The following is a 15,817-nucleotide window of genomic DNA, read 5'->3' on the forward strand; positions in this document are numbered from 1 at the left end:
GGGTTACAAAGTGAGTATTTTTTCCATCCTTCTATCACTTTTTTTCATTTTGAATATTCTTTTGGCCATCATTGTCATTTTTAAAGAACGGCGCGATGCCAGCGCATCTTGGGCGTGGCTGCTTGTTCTTTTCTTTATTCCCGTTTTAGGCTTTATTTTATACTTATTATTCGGCCATAATCTCAGGCGTAAGCATTTGTTTCAATGGGAGGACCGAAAAAAGATCGGAATTGAAAAGCTGCTGAAGCATCAGCTTGAGGATTTAGAAAACAAGCAATTTCAATTTAACAACCGGGCGACCTTTGATAACAAAGATTTAATTTATATGCTGATCATGAATAACCATGCGGTGTTTACAGAGGATAATTCAGTTGACGTCATTACAGATGGTCGGGATAAGTTTCAGCGGCTTCTGAATGATATTGAAAAGGCTAAGGATCATATCCACTTACAATATTATATTTATAAAGGTGATGAATTAGGCAAAAAATTACGGGACGCTCTGATCCAAAAAGCGAAAGAAGGCGTTCAGGTCAGGGTGCTTTATGATGAACTCGGGTCCAGAACGCTGAGAAAGAAGTTTTTTAAAGAACTCCGTGAGGCCGGCGGGCATGTGGAGGTCTTTTTCCCTTCAAAGCTCAGGCCAATTAACTTGAGGTTGAATTACCGGAACCATCGAAAGCTTGTCATCATAGACGGAATAATCGGTTATGTCGGAGGTTTTAACGTCGGAGATGAGTATCTCGGGCTTAATCCGAAATTCGGTTATTGGCGCGATACGCATATCCGGCTCCAGGGAACAGCCGTGCACGCCATCCAGACACGTTTCATCCTTGACTGGAACCAGGCCTCCCATCACCATACGCTGACGTATATTCCGAATCACTTTCCTGATTACGGCCCAAAAGGCAACGTCGGGATGCAAATTGTCACAAGCGGCCCGGATTCCGAATGGGAACAAATTAAAAATGGCTACATTAAAATGATTTCGAATGCAAAGCGTTCCATATTGATTCAAACGCCTTATTTTATCCCCGACGCAAGCCTGCTGGACGCTTTAAGGATCGCGTGCCTGTCAGGCATTGACGTCAACATTATGATCCCGAACAAGCCTGACCATGCCTTTGTATACTGGGCGACACTTTCGTATATTGGCGATCTATTGAAAGCCGGAGCCACTGTCTATATCTATGATAACGGCTTTATTCACGCGAAAACCATCGTAGTGGATGACGAAATTGCATCAGTCGGCACAGCGAATATTGACGTCCGAAGCTTTAGGCTGAACTTTGAGGTTAATGCATTTATTTATGATATCACCATTGCGAAAAAACTGGTTTCTACATTTAAAGAAGATTTGCTTGTATCCAGAAAATACACCTATGAGGAATACCTGCAGCGCCCCTTGTGGATTCGAATTAAAGAATCCGTCTCGCGCCTGTTGTCGCCAATTTTATAAGATGTGCCAAAACCCCGGCCTTTACAGCCGGGGTTTTTCCTGTTGGTCACAGTAAATGTTGATCGCCTCCCGCAAAAAAGCGGCAAGGCCTTCTCCATATTGATTGATTGAATTTGTAAATCGTTCGTCAGTGATATACACTTCTCCAAGCCCTCTGAAAATGCCAAGTGGGCAATCGTAATGATATTGGCAAATATGAACACGGAACGCCCCCACAGCGGACTGAACCTCTTCATCATCAGGGCCGTGTATCATTCGTGCCGCAATACGTCTGTAAATCGAATCAAATTCAGCCATGATCCCACGCCAATCGCCCGCCGAGTATGCAGATGTCCTTTCCTCTGACTCATCTGCAATTTCTCTTCCATACAGCTTTCTGACTTCATCAGCGTATATCTGCTGGTGCTCTTCAATGTCTTTCATGCTTAACCCAGCAAATAAATCCCGCTTATTCATATGTTCTTCTCCCTCAATAGACCGAAGCGTCCTGTCAATCGTTTGAATCATCTCTTCCATTCTTTGTTTTTTCTTCATCAACATATCCTTTTGCGACTGAAGTGCTGCTCTCCGGTCAAAATTCGGATGATCCAGCATCTCTTTTATATCATCCAGACGAAACCCAATTTCCCTGAAAAATAAAATCTGCTGGAGCCTTTCCAGATCTGCATCACTGTACAAACGATACCCTGCCTCAGTAAGCGCTGAAGGATTCAGAAGCTGTATATCATCATAGTGATGCGTCCGAATGCTGACACCTGCTATGTCCGCCACTTGTTTGACTTGGTATTTCATCTTTAACCCCTCCTCTTCATCTATCGTAAACAATCACGCAGCGTCAGGGTCAATCCCAAAAATGTTATTCTTTATATACAAAACTTCACACAAATAGTGTATAAAAGAAAAGTGAGTATTTTTTTGTAAAGGGGAGCCAGGTACATGAATCCTGAAACAATGAACAAAACCCTCATAAGCATTTCAAAATGGGGAAAAGCGACAGGCATTTTATTTATTATTATGGGCGCAATTACCGCGCTTTCAGGCGCGTTCTTTTTTTTAATCGGTGCCGTGCCGGGCGTACTGCAAATTATTTCTGGAATCTTTCTGATGCGTTCAGCTAAAGAAGCAGGGCAAATGGCTGAACACAATAGCGAACAGTCTGAAGATATAATGCTGGAGAATTACGCGAAGTTTGTAAAGATGCAAGGGATTTATTTAATCGTAAGCATTGCTGTATCCCTTCTTGCGATTATCGCCTTCTTTGTCTTCTTAATGCTTGGGATTGCTGACGGCCTTTTCAGCGATTATAATACGCACAGCACTTATTAATGAGAAAAACCCGGAGGAAACTCCGGGTTTTTCATTATTCCGCTTCGCTTACCACTGTGAAGCGTTCATTTTTGTGTGCAGGTTGTTCAAGCTCATCCAAAACGGCAATGGCGTAATCTGCATAGCTGATATAGCTGTCACCTTTTTCGTTTACGATGACATGGTCTTTTCCTTTTTGATAAGAATCCGTCCGTTTTCCTGCCGGATCAAAAAATGCCGCAGGGCTGAGGAATGTCCAGGAAATGGAGTCTGTTTGCTGCAAATCTTTTAGGTTTTCCCCTTGATTTGATGCAGTCGGCAAATATTCTTTCGGAAATTCCGGTGTATCCATTAAACGGGTTGTCTTGGCTTCATCAACAAACAGGCTTCCTGCTCCACCGACGACAAGCAATCTTGTGTCTTTCGCATTCTTTAAGATGTTGATTAGCACTCTGCCTGCCTCAACGTGAAGGTGTTCCTGGCCAGGTGCTGCTCCAAAAGCATTTACAACCGCATCGAAAGGCTTGATGTCTTCTGAAGTCAGTTCGAACACATCTTTCTCCAAAATCGCTATATCCTGTTCCTGCACTTTTGAAGCGTTTCGGACGATAGCCGTCACTTCATGGCCTCTTGTTTTCGCTTCTTTCAAAATCTCGTTTCCTGCTTTTCCGCTCGCCCCAATAATTCCAATTTTCACTATTCATTCCCTCCTTATTTGTAACAATTTTAGTTACACGTTAGCGGTGAAGAGGTCATCTCTTTTGATTAAAAGAGATGATTCATAACATCTTTTAATGACTTGCTTTCCAGCTCATGTTCCATCGCTTTTTGCACACTTTCAAACGTTTCATCCAATGCGTTTTGAATTTTTTTCCCTACCGGACAGTTCGGATTCGGGTTTTCATGAATCGCAAAGAGTTCATCTTGCTTTTGGACAGCCCGATAGACTTCTAAAAGAGAAATATCAGCCGGATCTTTTTTGAGGCTTGCACCCGGCACCCCGGCTCGGGATGTGAGAATATCCGCTTTTTTCAGCATGCTGATCATTCTTCGCACGACAACAGGATTGGTGTTGACGCTGCCAGCGATGGTTTCTGAAGACTCTTTTTCATCCATCGAAATGAGGGATAAAATATGAATGGCAACAGCGAGACGGCTGTTAATCATGTTTTTCACCACCGTTGTAACTTTAATAGTTACAATTAATTCGTTTGTCAACATTTAATATACACTACCCAGGGGTTCTTGTGCACCTTTTGAGTCAATAGAACGGCCGGATGCACTCCGGCCGCGTCTTGTCAGAATAAGAAATATCGTTGTCCCAGCGGAACATAATCGACAGGCTGGCAAGACAATTCCTCTCCGTCAGCGAAGACCTGATAGGTTTTTGGGTCAACCTCAATCTTCGGCAATGCTGAGTTCAATTTCATATCCAGCTTGCTCAGCTTTCTTATATTTTTGACAGGAGAAATTCTTTTTTCCAACCCTAGGCTTTCCGCCACCCCCCGCTCAATGCTTGCCTGAGACATAAATGTAATGGAGGTTGAGCGATTGGCTTTTCCGTAAGACGCATACATTTGGCGCATAAACACCGGTTCAGGAGTCGGGATGGACGCGTTCGGATCTCCCATTTGCGCACGTGCAATCATGCCGCCCTTTAAAACCAGTTCCGGTTTTACGCCGAAAAATACCGGATCCCACAGAACGAGATCTGCGAGCTTTCCTTTTTCCACAGAGCCGACTTCATGGCTGAGCCCGTGAGTAATCGCCGGATTAATTGTGTATTTGGCAATGTAGCGTTTTGCACGCACATTATCGTTTCCGTTTTCGCCGGCAAGAGCGCCGCGCTGCTTTTTCATTTTATCGGCTACCTGCCATGTTCGGATGATCACTTCACCGACACGCCCCATCGCTTGGGAATCCGATGATGTCATGCTGATCGCTCCGATGTCATGGAGAATGTCCTCTGCCGCAATGGTCGCAGCCCTGATTCTCGAATGGCTGAATGCCACATCTTCAGGCACTTTCGCATCTAAATGGTGGCAGACCATCATCATGTCAAGATGCTCATCCATCGTATTAACGGTATAAGGAATGGTTGGCGTTGTGGATGACGGCAGAATGTTTGCATAAGAGGCAAGCTTCATAATATCCGGGGCGTGGCCGCCGCCAGCTCCTTCAATGTGATAGGTATGAATCACCCGGTCCCCGATCGCGTCGAGCGTGTTTTCCAGGAAGCCCGCTTCGTTAATGGTATCGGTATGGATGGCGACTTGAATATCAGCCTCATCGACGACGTCCATACACGTTTTGATCGCGCTTGGCGTCGTGCCCCAGTCTTCATGAAGCTTCAGGCCGATGGCGCCTGCTTCTACCTGCTCGATTAGCGGCGCTTTTTCGGATGCATTCCCTTTTCCTAAGAAGCCGACATTAATTGGGAACTCCTCGGCCGCTTCCAACATCCTTGCCATATACCATGCGCCGGACGTACATGTTGTCGCTTTGCTTCCTGTAGCAGGTCCTGTGCCGCCTCCCAAAAGCGTCGTCACACCTGAAGAAAGCGCAACTTCCATTTGCTGAGGACATATAAAATGAATATGCGTGTCCACTCCTCCAGCTGTTAAAATTTTGCCTTCGCCGGAAATCACCTCTGTACCCGCGCCGATGACCATATGCGGATCGACTCCGTCCATGATATCAGGGTTGCCGCTTTTTCCGACGCCGACAATCCGGCCGTCTTTCACACCGACATCCGCTTTGACAATGCCTGTGTAATCCAAAAGTATGACGTTGGTGATGACCAAATCCAAAGCGCCGTCTTTCCCTGTGATTCTGCCGTTTTGGCCCATGCCGTCACGGATCGTTTTACCGCCCCCAAAGATCATTTCTTCACCATATATTGTGAAATCCTTTTCGACTTCAATCCATAAATCCGTATCGCCCAATCTGATTTTATCGCCCGTTGTCGGGCCAAACAGCTCTGCGTATTGCTCCCTTGACATTTTCATCGGATTACACCCTCCATCCAGCCGGCTTGATGTAAGTTGGCTAACGTTTTTTCTTTGCCGCGTTCATCGATAAACGTGTCGGCCATTCCGTTCAAGCCTCTTATTGTCTTTCGGCCCCCAATTTCCACAAGCGTCACCGTTTTCTGCTCGCCCGGCTCAAAACGGACCGACGTGCCTGATGGAACATCAAGGCGCATGCCGATCGCCTGTTCACGGTCAAATGATAATGCCCCGTTGGCTTCCGCAAAATGAAAATGTGACCCGACTTGAATGGAGCGTGATCCGGTGTTTTTTACCGCTACCTCCCGTGTCTCACGGCCTTCATTAATCGTAATCGTTCCCTCAGCAATTTGGAATGCTCCCGGCTTCATGACTTCACCTCCGCAGAAATTGGCTGATGTACCGTAACAAGCTTCACGCCGTCCGGAAATGTGGCCTCCACCTGAATGCTGTCCAGCATCTCAGGAACACCCTCCATCACATCTTTTTCCGTTAACACATGGCGGCCGGCTTCCATCAGCTCGGCTACTCCCTTTCCGTCACGTGCGCCTTCCATGATAAAGCAGGTGATATAAGCGGCAGCCTCAGGGTAGTTGAGCAGAACGCCCCGCGCCTTGCGCTGTTTGGCTAATTCCCCCGCCGCGAAAATGAGCAATTTCTCTTGTTCAACCGGTGTCAGTTTCATCTGTAGTCCTCCTTCTTTTGTCGTATAAAGCGGATGCGGTTACTGCGAATTTGTGGAACATGCAGGCGGGACATCACCTCCCTTTCTTCAAGTATCGGGTCACACGGTAAGATGCCTTTCAAAGCGGCGTGCCGTTTCTTCATCGGCCTTTCCATGGTCGACAACCGTTCCCCTGTCGATCACATAAAGATAATCAGCACACGTTAACGCGTTTTCCAGACTGTGCTCGACTAAAACAACGGAAATGACTCTTTTTCTGGAAATTTCTATGATAACTTGTCTGATTAGTTCGATAATTGACGGCTGAATTCCTTCCATTGGTTCATCAAGTAAAATAATTTTCGGGCTTCCCATCAGCGCTCTGGCAATTGCTAGCTGTTGCTACTGGCCTCCGCTTAAATCGCCGCCTTTGCGGTCAAGCATCTTCTTTAAAACAGGAAACCACTGAAAAATGTCTTCCTTGACCTCCCCCATTCGCTCCTTTTTCGGAAGCGGCTCTTCCCCAAGCAGCAGATTGTCACGAACGGTTAAGGAGGAAAAGATGTCTCTTCCCTGCGGAACATACGCAATTCCCGTTCTTGCCCGTGTTTCCGCCTTTTCGTTTTGAACAAACGTTTGATTAAAACGAATATCCCCCTGTTTTGCCGGAAGCAGGCCTATGATTGTTTTCAGCAAGGTAGATTTGCCGACTCCATTTCGGCCTAATACAGCAACAATCTGCCCCGGGCGAACCTCCATACTGAGGCTGTGCAAAACCATCGATTGATCATAACCAGACGTTACATTCCTTACGGCAATCATGACACACCGCCCCTTCCTAAATACACCGCTGCCACCTCTTCATTGCTTGTGATGTCATCCATCGACCCTTCACAAAGCACTTTGCCTTCATGCATGACCGTGACTTTTCTGGAAAACGACCGCACAAAATCCATATCGTGCTCGACAATCAGAACAGAGCACGTTTTCGCAATTTCTTCAAGCAGGGCGCCGGTTTTTTCCCGTTCCTTCCCCGTCATGCCGGCAATCGGTTCATCCAGCAGCAAAAGCTTCGGCTCCATGGCGAGCTGCATGCCGATCTCAAGCCATTGCTTCTGTCCGTGTGACAGGCTGCCAGCTGTTAGATCCCGTTTGCCTTCTAACCCAATCAGCCGCAGGATGTCTATAATCCTGTCACTTTGCTCTTTTGTCATACGAGCTGTCAGCAGTGAAAAGATCGTTTTCTTCTGTTTCATGGCAAGCTCGAGATTTTCAAACACAGTCAGCTGCGTAAAGACACTCGGAGCCTGAAACTTTCTGGCGACCCCAAGTTTGGCAATCTGATATTCCCGATTCTTTGTCAATTCATTCGTTTCCTGAAATAGCACTTCACCCGAATGCGGCTTCGTTTTTCCGCATATGATGTCCAGCAAAGTCGTTTTTCCGGCGCCGTTCGGCCCAATCAGAAAATGGATATCGTGTTCCTGCACACTGATATCAGCGCCCTGCAAGGCCCAAAACCCGTCAAACTCAACCTTCACGTCACGGCAGGTAAGTATCGGTTTCATAAGCAGCCGCTCCTTTCTTTTTCGAGGAAGGAAGCTGGGTTCTCATCTTCTCGAACAGCCCGACAATTCCTTTTGGCATATAGAGCACGACGATGATAAACAGCGCGCCGAGGAAGTACAGCCAAATGTCAGGGTAATACTCGCTTAAATAGCTTTTCATGCCGTTCGTTAACAGCGCGCCAAGCACCGCGCCAAAAATGGAGTGCCTCCCGCCGATCGCGACCCACAGCACCATTTCCACCGAAGGGATGATGCCCATCATTTCCGGCGAGATCATCCCATCCTGAAGCACAAACAGCATCCCGGCAATCCCCGCCATCGCAGCTGATACACAGTAAATAAACACTTTAAAAACGGTGGAGTGATATCCGAAGAAGCGGACTCTGCTTTCTCCGTCGCGCACCGCCTGCAATAGCCGCCCAAAACGGCTTCTCGTCAGAAACAAAGCAAACACGACAAAAACACCGAGGAAAAAGACTGTGGTAAAATACAAAATCTGCTTCATAGCAGGATCTGCCAGAGCATATTGAAAAATGGTATAGAAATTCGTGAGTCCATTCGTCCCGCCGGTGATGTCCTGGCTGCCGATGAACAATGTGACGACAACCACCACAACAGCCTGAGAGATCAACGAAAAATAAACACCCTTTATGTTGTTGCGAAAGGTAAAGTAACCGAGTAAAAAGGCCAAAAAGACAGGCACAATAACAGCTGCGGCAATCGCACTTAAAGGATACCTGAACATTGCCCAGATCCACGGCAGTTCACTCACGCCGGTCCACTCCATAAAATCAGGAATGCCTGACGGTGAGGCTTCTATTTTTAAGTACATGGCCATGCAGTAAGCGCCCAATCCGAAATAGACACCATGCCCCAAACTCAAAATGCCTGTATATCCCCAAATCAGGCAAATGCCGACCGCTACAATCGCAAAGCATAAAAACTTCGCCAACAGCCCTAATCGAAACTCCTGCAGAAAGAACGGAGCGGCGATAAAAAGGGCAAACATCACCAGATACGGACTGAATTGTGAAAACCGCTTCATCCGGTTCCCTCCTAATCAAGTAATCTCGTTCTGACACTTGCAAGACCTGAAGGCCTCCATTGCAGAAAGAGAATAATACATGCAAACACGACTACCTTTGCGATCGTAGCGCTTGTGGAATACTCAACAAATGTGCTCAGCAAACCGACCGTCACTGCGCTGATAATGGTGCCTTTTAATTTTCCGATTCCGCCTAATATGACAATCATAAAGGCATCTATGAGGTACGACGAACCGAGAGTAGGCCCGATTGAACCGAGCAATGTGAGTGAGCTCCCCGCGATACCGGCCAGTCCGCTTCCGAGCGCGAAAGCCAATGTATCTGTTTTTCTCACAGATACGCCGAGACACGATGCCATGCTCCGGTTCAGCGTAACCGCCTGCATCCGCCGCCCTGCAGAGGTTTTAAATAAATAGATACCGAGCAGTGCCAGTGTAAAAAGAACGAGGGCCAAAATAAACAGCCTTTTATACGGAAAGGTAACCGAAAACAGCGTCACCCCTCCCGTCAGCCATTCAGGAGACTTGACAGCCACATTCGGCGCGCCAAAAATCGATCTGGCTGCCTGCTGCAGGATCAAGCTCACCCCCCACGTCGCCAAAAGGCTGTCGAGCGGACGATCATATAGTCGCCTGACAATCACTTTTTCAATGACAATCCCAATAAGCGCCGCAACCCCAAACGCCATGATGATCGCGATTAAAAAATAGTAAGAAAACAGAGAAGACGGCAAATAGCTTAAAAACAGCTGTTGAGTGACATAAGTCGTGTAGGCTCCTGCCATAATCAGCTCACCGTGCGCCATATTGATAATGTTCATCAAACCGAATGTAACGGCCAATCCAATCGCAATAAGAATCAAAATAGAACCGAGACTGATCCCGTTAAATAATTGAGTTACGACGACAGACATGCTCCGCCTCCTCCCCTGCAAACGGCTTTGATTTATTTAGATAACCCCTTTGCCCAATCGTACGTTTTTAAATACGGATCAGGTTTTACAGGTTCACCTGAGTTCCAAACTTCTTTAAATTGTCCATCCCCCGTGATTCTCCCGATTCTGACCGTTTTGTAAAGATGCTGTGTATCCCCGTCAATTTGCACTGTGCCGCCCGGTGCCTTGAATGCAATCCCGTCAGCCGCTTTCTTCACCTTATCGACATCAAAGGACTTGGCTTTTTCAACAGCCGCCGCCCAGAGATAAACCGCATTATAGCCAGCTTCAATCGGATCGCTCGTGACCCGGCTATCACCGTTCATCTCTTTATAGTTTTTCACGAATGTTTGATTCTCGCTCGTATTGGTTGTCTGGAAGTAATTCCACACCGCATAGTGTCCTTTTAACACATCAGAGCCGATCCCCCGGATTTCTTCCTCAGCAACACTTGCTGACATGACAGGCATATCGTCAGCCGATATCCCCGCATCTTTCAGCTGTTTGAAAAACGCCACGTTGCTGTCGCCGTTTAATGTGTTAAAAATGACATCGGGCTGTTTTTCTTTGATTTTGCTGACAAGGGTACTGTAATTGGTATGGCCGAGCGGCGTATACTCTTCACCGACAATTTCTCCTTCGGCCGCTTTCACTTGCGCTTTGATGACCTTATTGGCTGTTCTCGGGAACACGTAATCTGATCCGATCAGAAAGAACGTCTTCCCTTTATTTTTCAGCAGCCAATCGACTGCCGGCACTATTTGCTGATTCGTCGTCGCTCCGGTATAAAAAATATTGGGTGATGACTCCATTCCTTCGTACTGCACTGGATAGAACAGCAGCCCGTTGTTTTGCTCCACAACCGGAAGCATGGCTTTGCGGCTTGCAGATGTCCATCCGCCAAACACAGCAGCTGCTTTGTCTTGCTGAAGCAGTTTCCTCATTTTTTCCGCATATGTAGGCCAGTCTGAAGCGCCGTCTTCCACGACGGGTTCAAGCTTTTTGCCGAGAACTCCGCCTTTTTGGTTGATTTCTTGAATCGCCAATAACTCTGCATCATGGACGGACACTTCACTGATTGCCATTGTCCCGCTTAACGAGTGAAGAATCCCGATCTTTACTGAATCCCCGCTTGTGTCGATATCAACTGTTTTTTTTGCACTTCCGCTGGCATTTGACACTTTCTTCGGCACAGCACACCCCGTCATCAACACCATGATCAGAAACAACAGAAAAACAGCCTGTATTCCAACCCCTTTGTTTTTCATTCAGAACCTCCCTTTGTCATATGATGTTACGAAAGTTAACAACTCATGTCACTATTATATAGAAGAGTGTCATTAATTCAAAGAATATTAAAAAAATTTAGATACTTTAACCAAATCGATTGCCTTTTTTGTTACATTTATTCACATTCAAAAGTAGCGTACAAAAAAAAGACAAGAAACATATCGTTTCCTGCCTCTTTCGTATGATTAATCTTTATCTGTGAATGTATCCTTTGCTTTCCCGATATCCTTTTGGATCTCGCCTTTTGCCTTATCTTTTTTACCTTCAGCCTGCATGTCCGTTTTATCGGTCATATCTCCGACTTTATCCTTCGCTTCTCCTTTGGCTTTATTAAAGCCGCCTTTCATTTTATCTTTTACACTATCGTTACCCATGTTGATTCTCTCCCTTCATTATGTGTGTACTTGTTACCTTCCCGATCTGAGAGACGGTAAACATTTGAACGTTACTTATCGATTTCGTAGCGCTCTCCGTACCGGAGCACCTTGTAAATTGCAAGCCCGTCTGATGACTTTTTCTCTGAATATCGAACCGGCAACAAGGCGAAAAACACATAATACGTAGAAAAATAGACAAACTGATAAAAAAACATATTCGGTTTTAATACACTGTGTATAATCAGCAAATTGACAGTAAAAATCGTTAACAGGTTAAACAGGCTGCCCCCGGCATATACAAGTGCATGCGCCAACCGATTGTCGGTTTTCAGCTCACCAAACCTGCAAAAAGAATCTATGAAATAGATCGCTCTGATTCGTATCGGCCCAATCTTGAACAGCGTTTTGCCCATCCCAATATCCAACGATCCTTTTCCGCCAAAAATAAGTGCCATGAAGCTGTGCCCTGAAACATGTATGATTTGTACAAGCGGCAGAACAATGAGGAAAGACCATAGAAACTTCAACATATCATTGAAACCGAACATCGAATTCCCCCTAACGCCTGTCATTGACCCAGGCATCGTCTAAACCCGGCTATTTTGTTCAAAAGCATATGTAGCGATTTTTCCTGTTCTACCTGAAAATAAACGTTCCGATGCTCTCCTTTTTTTGTATATAAAATATAAAAAAACCATCTGGCAGCAGATGGTCTCGTCTTACACTTGATATAAACAATCGTTTCTTTGGATCATCTCTCTCATGCTGACCGCTTTTTCATAAAAATACACCGCTTCTTTGTAGTGTTCCCGATGACTGAAATAGGAGGCAGCATCCAAAGCAAATTCTTCAATATATACGTAAAGGGCTTTTTCTTCCATATAGTCAAATACTTCTTGAATCATATCTAAATTAACAGATTCGACATATAAGGCCTGCAGAAATGTATATTTCGCCAGACTGAAGAAGTCGTTTCGTTTTTGGGCGATGGCAATCCCTTTTTCATAGTACCTCATTGCAGATTGGACGTCTTGCTTTTTGAAAAGAACGCGAGTCAAGCTGAAGAGCGCTTTTGGGAGCTGTTCCAGCCGAAACTCTTCAAAGACAGGAAGCGCTTTTTCAAAGTATTCCGCGGCTTGATCCAGCTCTCCTTTGTCATCATAGCAATTCCCGATATTATAGAGGGCTGATCCGATTAAACGGGGCTGGCCTTCCAATAAAGCAAGATGATACGCGTCATCCAAATGCTCAAGTGCTTTTTCATAATGTCTGTAGTCAATGTAGTTTCCTGATATGACGAAATGGCATTGTATTCTTCTGACTCTGTAAAAGTCGTGAGCCTTGTATGTCTCAAGCGCCTGTACGGCGTGGTTCATGGAAAAGTGCGTCTGCTTCATGATATAAAAAACTTCCGCCACCTTAAAATGAAATTCAGCTCTTTCAATTTCATCTTCTACAAACGCGAGCATCTTCTCGGCTTTCCGATAAAAGGATATAGCTGAGATGTAATTGTTCTGTTCAAATTCGTACATTCCTCTGAATAAGTGAAAATAGTACTCGGATAATCCCGAGATGCTGTCCTGATTGCTTTCCAGCGTTTTGATCAATTCACGATATTGAAGCTGAGATTCCTCGTGCAGGCCGGGCTTTACATAATCCAGCATAATTTGGTGCCTGTAACTAATCAGCTGATAATACAGGAGAAGCAGCTGATCCTCTTCCATCTGTTCTATGTCTTGATCAATCTCTTCCTTCAGCTTAACGGCATCAGCCACTTGAAATGCCAAAATGTGCTTATACCACTTATTAATTTTCACTCCTACTTGAGATGACGGGATCTCGTACGCGGCCATGCCCCTCCAACCCTTTCTATTTTCTAATTGGTTATATTTTATCATAATGTATGGCTTTGGAATTAAAAATTCTTACGATGATTCCTTCCTTATGCCTATCTTTATATATTACGGTTTTTGTATGTATTTTTTGCACTTACACTTTTTCATAAAAAAAGCTTACCGGACAGTACCGATAAGCTTATTATTTCATATTAACCGCCTATATAAGACATTTCTACTTTCTTTTTGTCTGATGCTATTGATAGCGTACGATCGACCGAATACTGATCGATCCGATTTTTCCAAACAGTGCCGATCATCTCTGACAGTTCGTCATCACTTAATTCCTGCCGAACCGGCCCTCTGAGGTCAAAACCGCTTGAAGCGAATAAGCAGGTAAACAGCTCCCCTCTCGCAGAAAGACGAGCCCTGTTGCACGATCCGCAAAATGCATCAGATACAGATGATATGACGCCGATTTCCCCAGATCCGTCCACGTATCGGAATCTGGAAGCCACTTCGCCTTTATAATTTGGCGCTATCGGTTCAACCGGCATGTGTTCATTGATCAAATCAATAATTTCCGCCTTTGTCATGACGTCCTTCTTCTCCCATTGGTTGGTGTTTCCCACGTCCATAAATTCAATGAATCTCAGGATATGCCCTTCTTCTTTAAAGTAATGGGCCATAGGCAGTATATCTTTTTCATTGACGCCCTTTTGGACGACCATGTTGATTTTAACACCAAGCCCCGCTTGCTTCGCCGCTTCAATGCCTTTCAGCACCTTGCTGACAGAAACTCCGCGTCCGTTTATCTTTTTAAATCGCTCATCCTCTAAGGAATCAAGGCTGATCGTGACCCGTTTCAACCCGGCTTCCTTGAGCTTCTCCGCATAAACAGGCAGCAATGATCCGTTTGTCGTCATCGCAATATCACGGACGCCCGGAATGCGGGCCAGTTTCTTAATTAATTCCGGCATATCCTTTCTCATGAGGGGCTCTCCGCCGGTTAAGCGGATTTTTTCAACGCCGAACCTTGTGACAAATAGCGTCGCAAGCCGTTCAAGCTCTTCAAACGAAAGCAGCTCCTCTTTCTTTAAAAACGGATAGTCCGGACCGAATAATTCGGCGGGCATACAGTACGTGCATCGGAAGTTGCAGCGGTCTGTAACAGAAATGCGAAGGTCTCTCAGCGGTCTGTTCCTCTTATCCAACATCTGACGCGATTCTGTAATCATAGCTACAGCCCCTTCCTATCCCCTGATTCTCTCAGGGTGTGTATATACATTAAATGATCCGTTTCTGACAAATCCGATCGCTGTGATGTTTAATTCTTCAGCCATTTGAATCGCAAGCTCCGTCGGGGCCGATTTGGAAATGACGATCGACACGCCGATTTTTGCCGCTTTCAACAGGACTTCTGATGATATTCTGCCGCTGAACACAATCAGTTTGTCGCGGACGGACATCCCGTTCAGAAGACAGTGTCCGTATAATTTATCAAGCGCGTTGTGCCGTCCGATATCTGTGCGCATTAACAGCAGTTTCTCTGTGTCGCAAAGCGCTGCATTATGTACGCCGCCCGTATCCTGAAACGTTCCGCTCCCTTGTTGCATGTCTTTCATAAGCGCCAGACATGCTTCAGGCGATACCTTGATTTGGCTGACAGCCGTTTTGGCGGTTTTGACATCTTGCTGAAAATAAAAATGGCGGCCCTTCCCGCAGCATGAGCCGATCACCCGTTTCGTATAATCCTTTTGATCCAATGTCTCAGGATGAACGAGATCGACATAAACAAAACCGAGACTTTCATCTATTGTAAACCTTTTAATCTCTTTTTGAAATCGTATAACACCCTCAGATGCGAGAAATCCAATGACAAGCTCTTTGATATGCTCCGGCGTACAAACGAGCGTCACAAATTCACTTCCGTTCAGTATCACTGTCAAAGGGTATTCCGTCACCATCCGGTCTTCTATTTTGCTTATTTCCCCTTGTTCATAGCGCCATACATCCCTGACCGCAGTTACTTTATCGTTCAATATCTCTTCCCCTCCGTAATGTTCTTGCCTTTATATTTTTTCACACTCCTCGGATTTTGTCGAATCCTGAGACATAAAAAGAGCCCTTTATATAAAGGGCTCAGGCTGTCGAGAAAATCTCGACAGCCTTTATTTTCCCTTAAAATATCCATTCTCCTGTAATAAAATAAAAGAAAGACTTCAAAAGGACGGTGTCTTTCTTATGTTCCACACAAGAAATTCTTCTCAAAACGCAGCCGAATTTGTTCTGCTTGATCAACTCGTCGAAGAGGATCATTTGCTTCGAAAA

General features: G+C 45.5%; 17 protein-coding genes and 1 pseudogene. 2 read left to right on the forward strand and 16 right to left on the reverse strand.

Annotation, left to right across the window (positions count from 1 at the left end; translation table 11 throughout):
* Window positions 1-10: 10 nt before the first annotated feature.
* Complete coding sequence (gene cls, locus Q3W56_RS03650) at window positions 11-1,459, forward strand: cardiolipin synthase (RefSeq protein WP_302894532.1); 1,449 nt, start codon at window positions 11-13, stop codon at window positions 1,457-1,459.
* Between the two features lie 21 nt (window positions 1,460-1,480).
* On the opposite strand, the gene Q3W56_RS03655 is transcribed toward cls, so the two are convergent.
* Window positions 1,481-2,251, reverse strand: coding sequence for a MerR family transcriptional regulator (locus Q3W56_RS03655; RefSeq protein ID WP_302894533.1), 771 nt, complete (start codon window positions 2,249-2,251; stop codon window positions 1,481-1,483).
* 144 nt (window positions 2,252-2,395) lie between these two features.
* On the opposite strand from Q3W56_RS03655, the gene Q3W56_RS03660 reads away from it, so the two are divergent.
* Complete coding sequence (locus Q3W56_RS03660; RefSeq protein WP_302894534.1) at window positions 2,396-2,785, forward strand: DUF5362 family protein; 390 nt, start codon at window positions 2,396-2,398, stop codon at window positions 2,783-2,785.
* Between the two features lie 34 nt (window positions 2,786-2,819).
* On the opposite strand, the gene Q3W56_RS03665 is transcribed toward Q3W56_RS03660, so the two are convergent.
* The 15 genes and pseudogenes from Q3W56_RS03665 to fdhD all read right to left on the reverse strand — a co-directional run bounded on the left by Q3W56_RS03665 (window position 2,820) and on the right by fdhD (window position 15,528).
* Entirely contained in the window at window positions 2,820-3,461 is a 642-nt protein-coding gene (locus Q3W56_RS03665) for an NAD(P)-dependent oxidoreductase (protein WP_302894535.1), read from the reverse strand.
* A gap of 68 nt (window positions 3,462-3,529) precedes the next feature.
* The gene (locus tag Q3W56_RS03670) at window positions 3,530-3,931 is read right to left on the reverse strand and encodes an Rrf2 family transcriptional regulator (RefSeq protein ID WP_302894536.1); all 402 of its coding nucleotides are present in this window, start codon (window positions 3,929-3,931) and stop codon (window positions 3,530-3,532) included.
* Between the two features lie 131 nt (window positions 3,932-4,062).
* Entirely contained in the window at window positions 4,063-5,772 is a 1,710-nt protein-coding gene (gene ureC, locus Q3W56_RS03675; protein WP_302894537.1) for an urease subunit alpha, read from the reverse strand.
* Entirely contained in the window at window positions 5,769-6,143 is a 375-nt protein-coding gene (gene ureB, locus Q3W56_RS03680; protein ID WP_019716007.1) for an urease subunit beta, read from the reverse strand. Before ureB ends, ureC begins: the two co-directional genes overlap by 4 nt.
* Window positions 6,140-6,457, reverse strand: coding sequence for an urease subunit gamma (gene ureA / locus Q3W56_RS03685; RefSeq protein ID WP_003227724.1), 318 nt, complete (start codon window positions 6,455-6,457; stop codon window positions 6,140-6,142). Before ureA ends, ureB begins: the two co-directional genes overlap by 4 nt.
* A 99-nt stretch (window positions 6,458-6,556) precedes the next feature.
* A pseudogene (gene urtE, locus Q3W56_RS03690) lies at window positions 6,557-7,258 on the reverse strand (urea ABC transporter ATP-binding subunit UrtE).
* Complete coding sequence (urtD, locus tag Q3W56_RS03695; protein ID WP_302894538.1) at window positions 7,255-8,004, reverse strand: urea ABC transporter ATP-binding protein UrtD; 750 nt, start codon at window positions 8,002-8,004, stop codon at window positions 7,255-7,257. The pseudogene urtE and the gene urtD overlap by 4 nt, the downstream one beginning before the upstream one ends.
* Window positions 7,979-9,049 carry an urea ABC transporter permease subunit UrtC gene (gene urtC, locus Q3W56_RS03700; RefSeq protein WP_302894539.1) on the reverse strand — a complete coding sequence of 357 codons (1,071 nt, stop codon included), beginning with the start codon at window positions 9,047-9,049 and terminating at the stop codon, window positions 7,979-7,981. The genes urtD and urtC overlap by 26 nt, the downstream gene beginning before the upstream one ends.
* 11 nt (window positions 9,050-9,060) lie before the next feature.
* Window positions 9,061-9,963 carry an urea ABC transporter permease subunit UrtB gene (gene urtB / locus Q3W56_RS03705; RefSeq protein ID WP_302894540.1) on the reverse strand — a complete coding sequence of 301 codons (903 nt, stop codon included), beginning with the start codon at window positions 9,961-9,963 and terminating at the stop codon, window positions 9,061-9,063.
* 32 nt (window positions 9,964-9,995) lie between these two features.
* The gene (gene urtA, locus Q3W56_RS03710) at window positions 9,996-11,252 is read right to left on the reverse strand and encodes an urea ABC transporter substrate-binding protein (RefSeq protein WP_302894541.1); all 1,257 of its coding nucleotides are present in this window, start codon (window positions 11,250-11,252) and stop codon (window positions 9,996-9,998) included.
* 207 nt (window positions 11,253-11,459) lie between these two features.
* Entirely contained in the window at window positions 11,460-11,648 is a 189-nt protein-coding gene (locus Q3W56_RS03715) for a stress response protein CsbD (protein ID WP_302894542.1), read from the reverse strand.
* 71 nt (window positions 11,649-11,719) lie between these two features.
* Window positions 11,720-12,199, reverse strand: coding sequence for a hypothetical protein (locus Q3W56_RS03720; protein ID WP_302894543.1), 480 nt, complete (start codon window positions 12,197-12,199; stop codon window positions 11,720-11,722).
* Between the two features lie 171 nt (window positions 12,200-12,370).
* Complete coding sequence (gene rapB / locus Q3W56_RS03725; RefSeq protein ID WP_302894544.1) at window positions 12,371-13,504, reverse strand: response regulator aspartate phosphatase RapB; 1,134 nt, start codon at window positions 13,502-13,504, stop codon at window positions 12,371-12,373.
* Between the two features lie 194 nt (window positions 13,505-13,698).
* Window positions 13,699-14,724: a GTP 3',8-cyclase MoaA gene (gene moaA, locus Q3W56_RS03730; RefSeq protein ID WP_302894545.1), complete on the reverse strand. Its 1,026-nt coding sequence runs from the start codon at window positions 14,722-14,724 to the stop codon at window positions 13,699-13,701.
* A 15-nt stretch (window positions 14,725-14,739) separates the two neighbouring features.
* On the reverse strand, window positions 14,740-15,528 hold the full coding sequence (fdhD, locus tag Q3W56_RS03735) for a formate dehydrogenase accessory sulfurtransferase FdhD (protein WP_302894546.1): 789 nt from the start codon (window positions 15,526-15,528) through the stop codon (window positions 14,740-14,742).
* Window positions 15,529-15,817 lie beyond the last annotated feature (289 nt).

It is taken from the genome of Bacillus sp. C28GYM-DRY-1 (assembly GCF_030519405.1).
GTDB lineage: Bacteria > Bacillota > Bacilli > Bacillales > Bacillaceae > Bacillus > Bacillus spizizenii_A.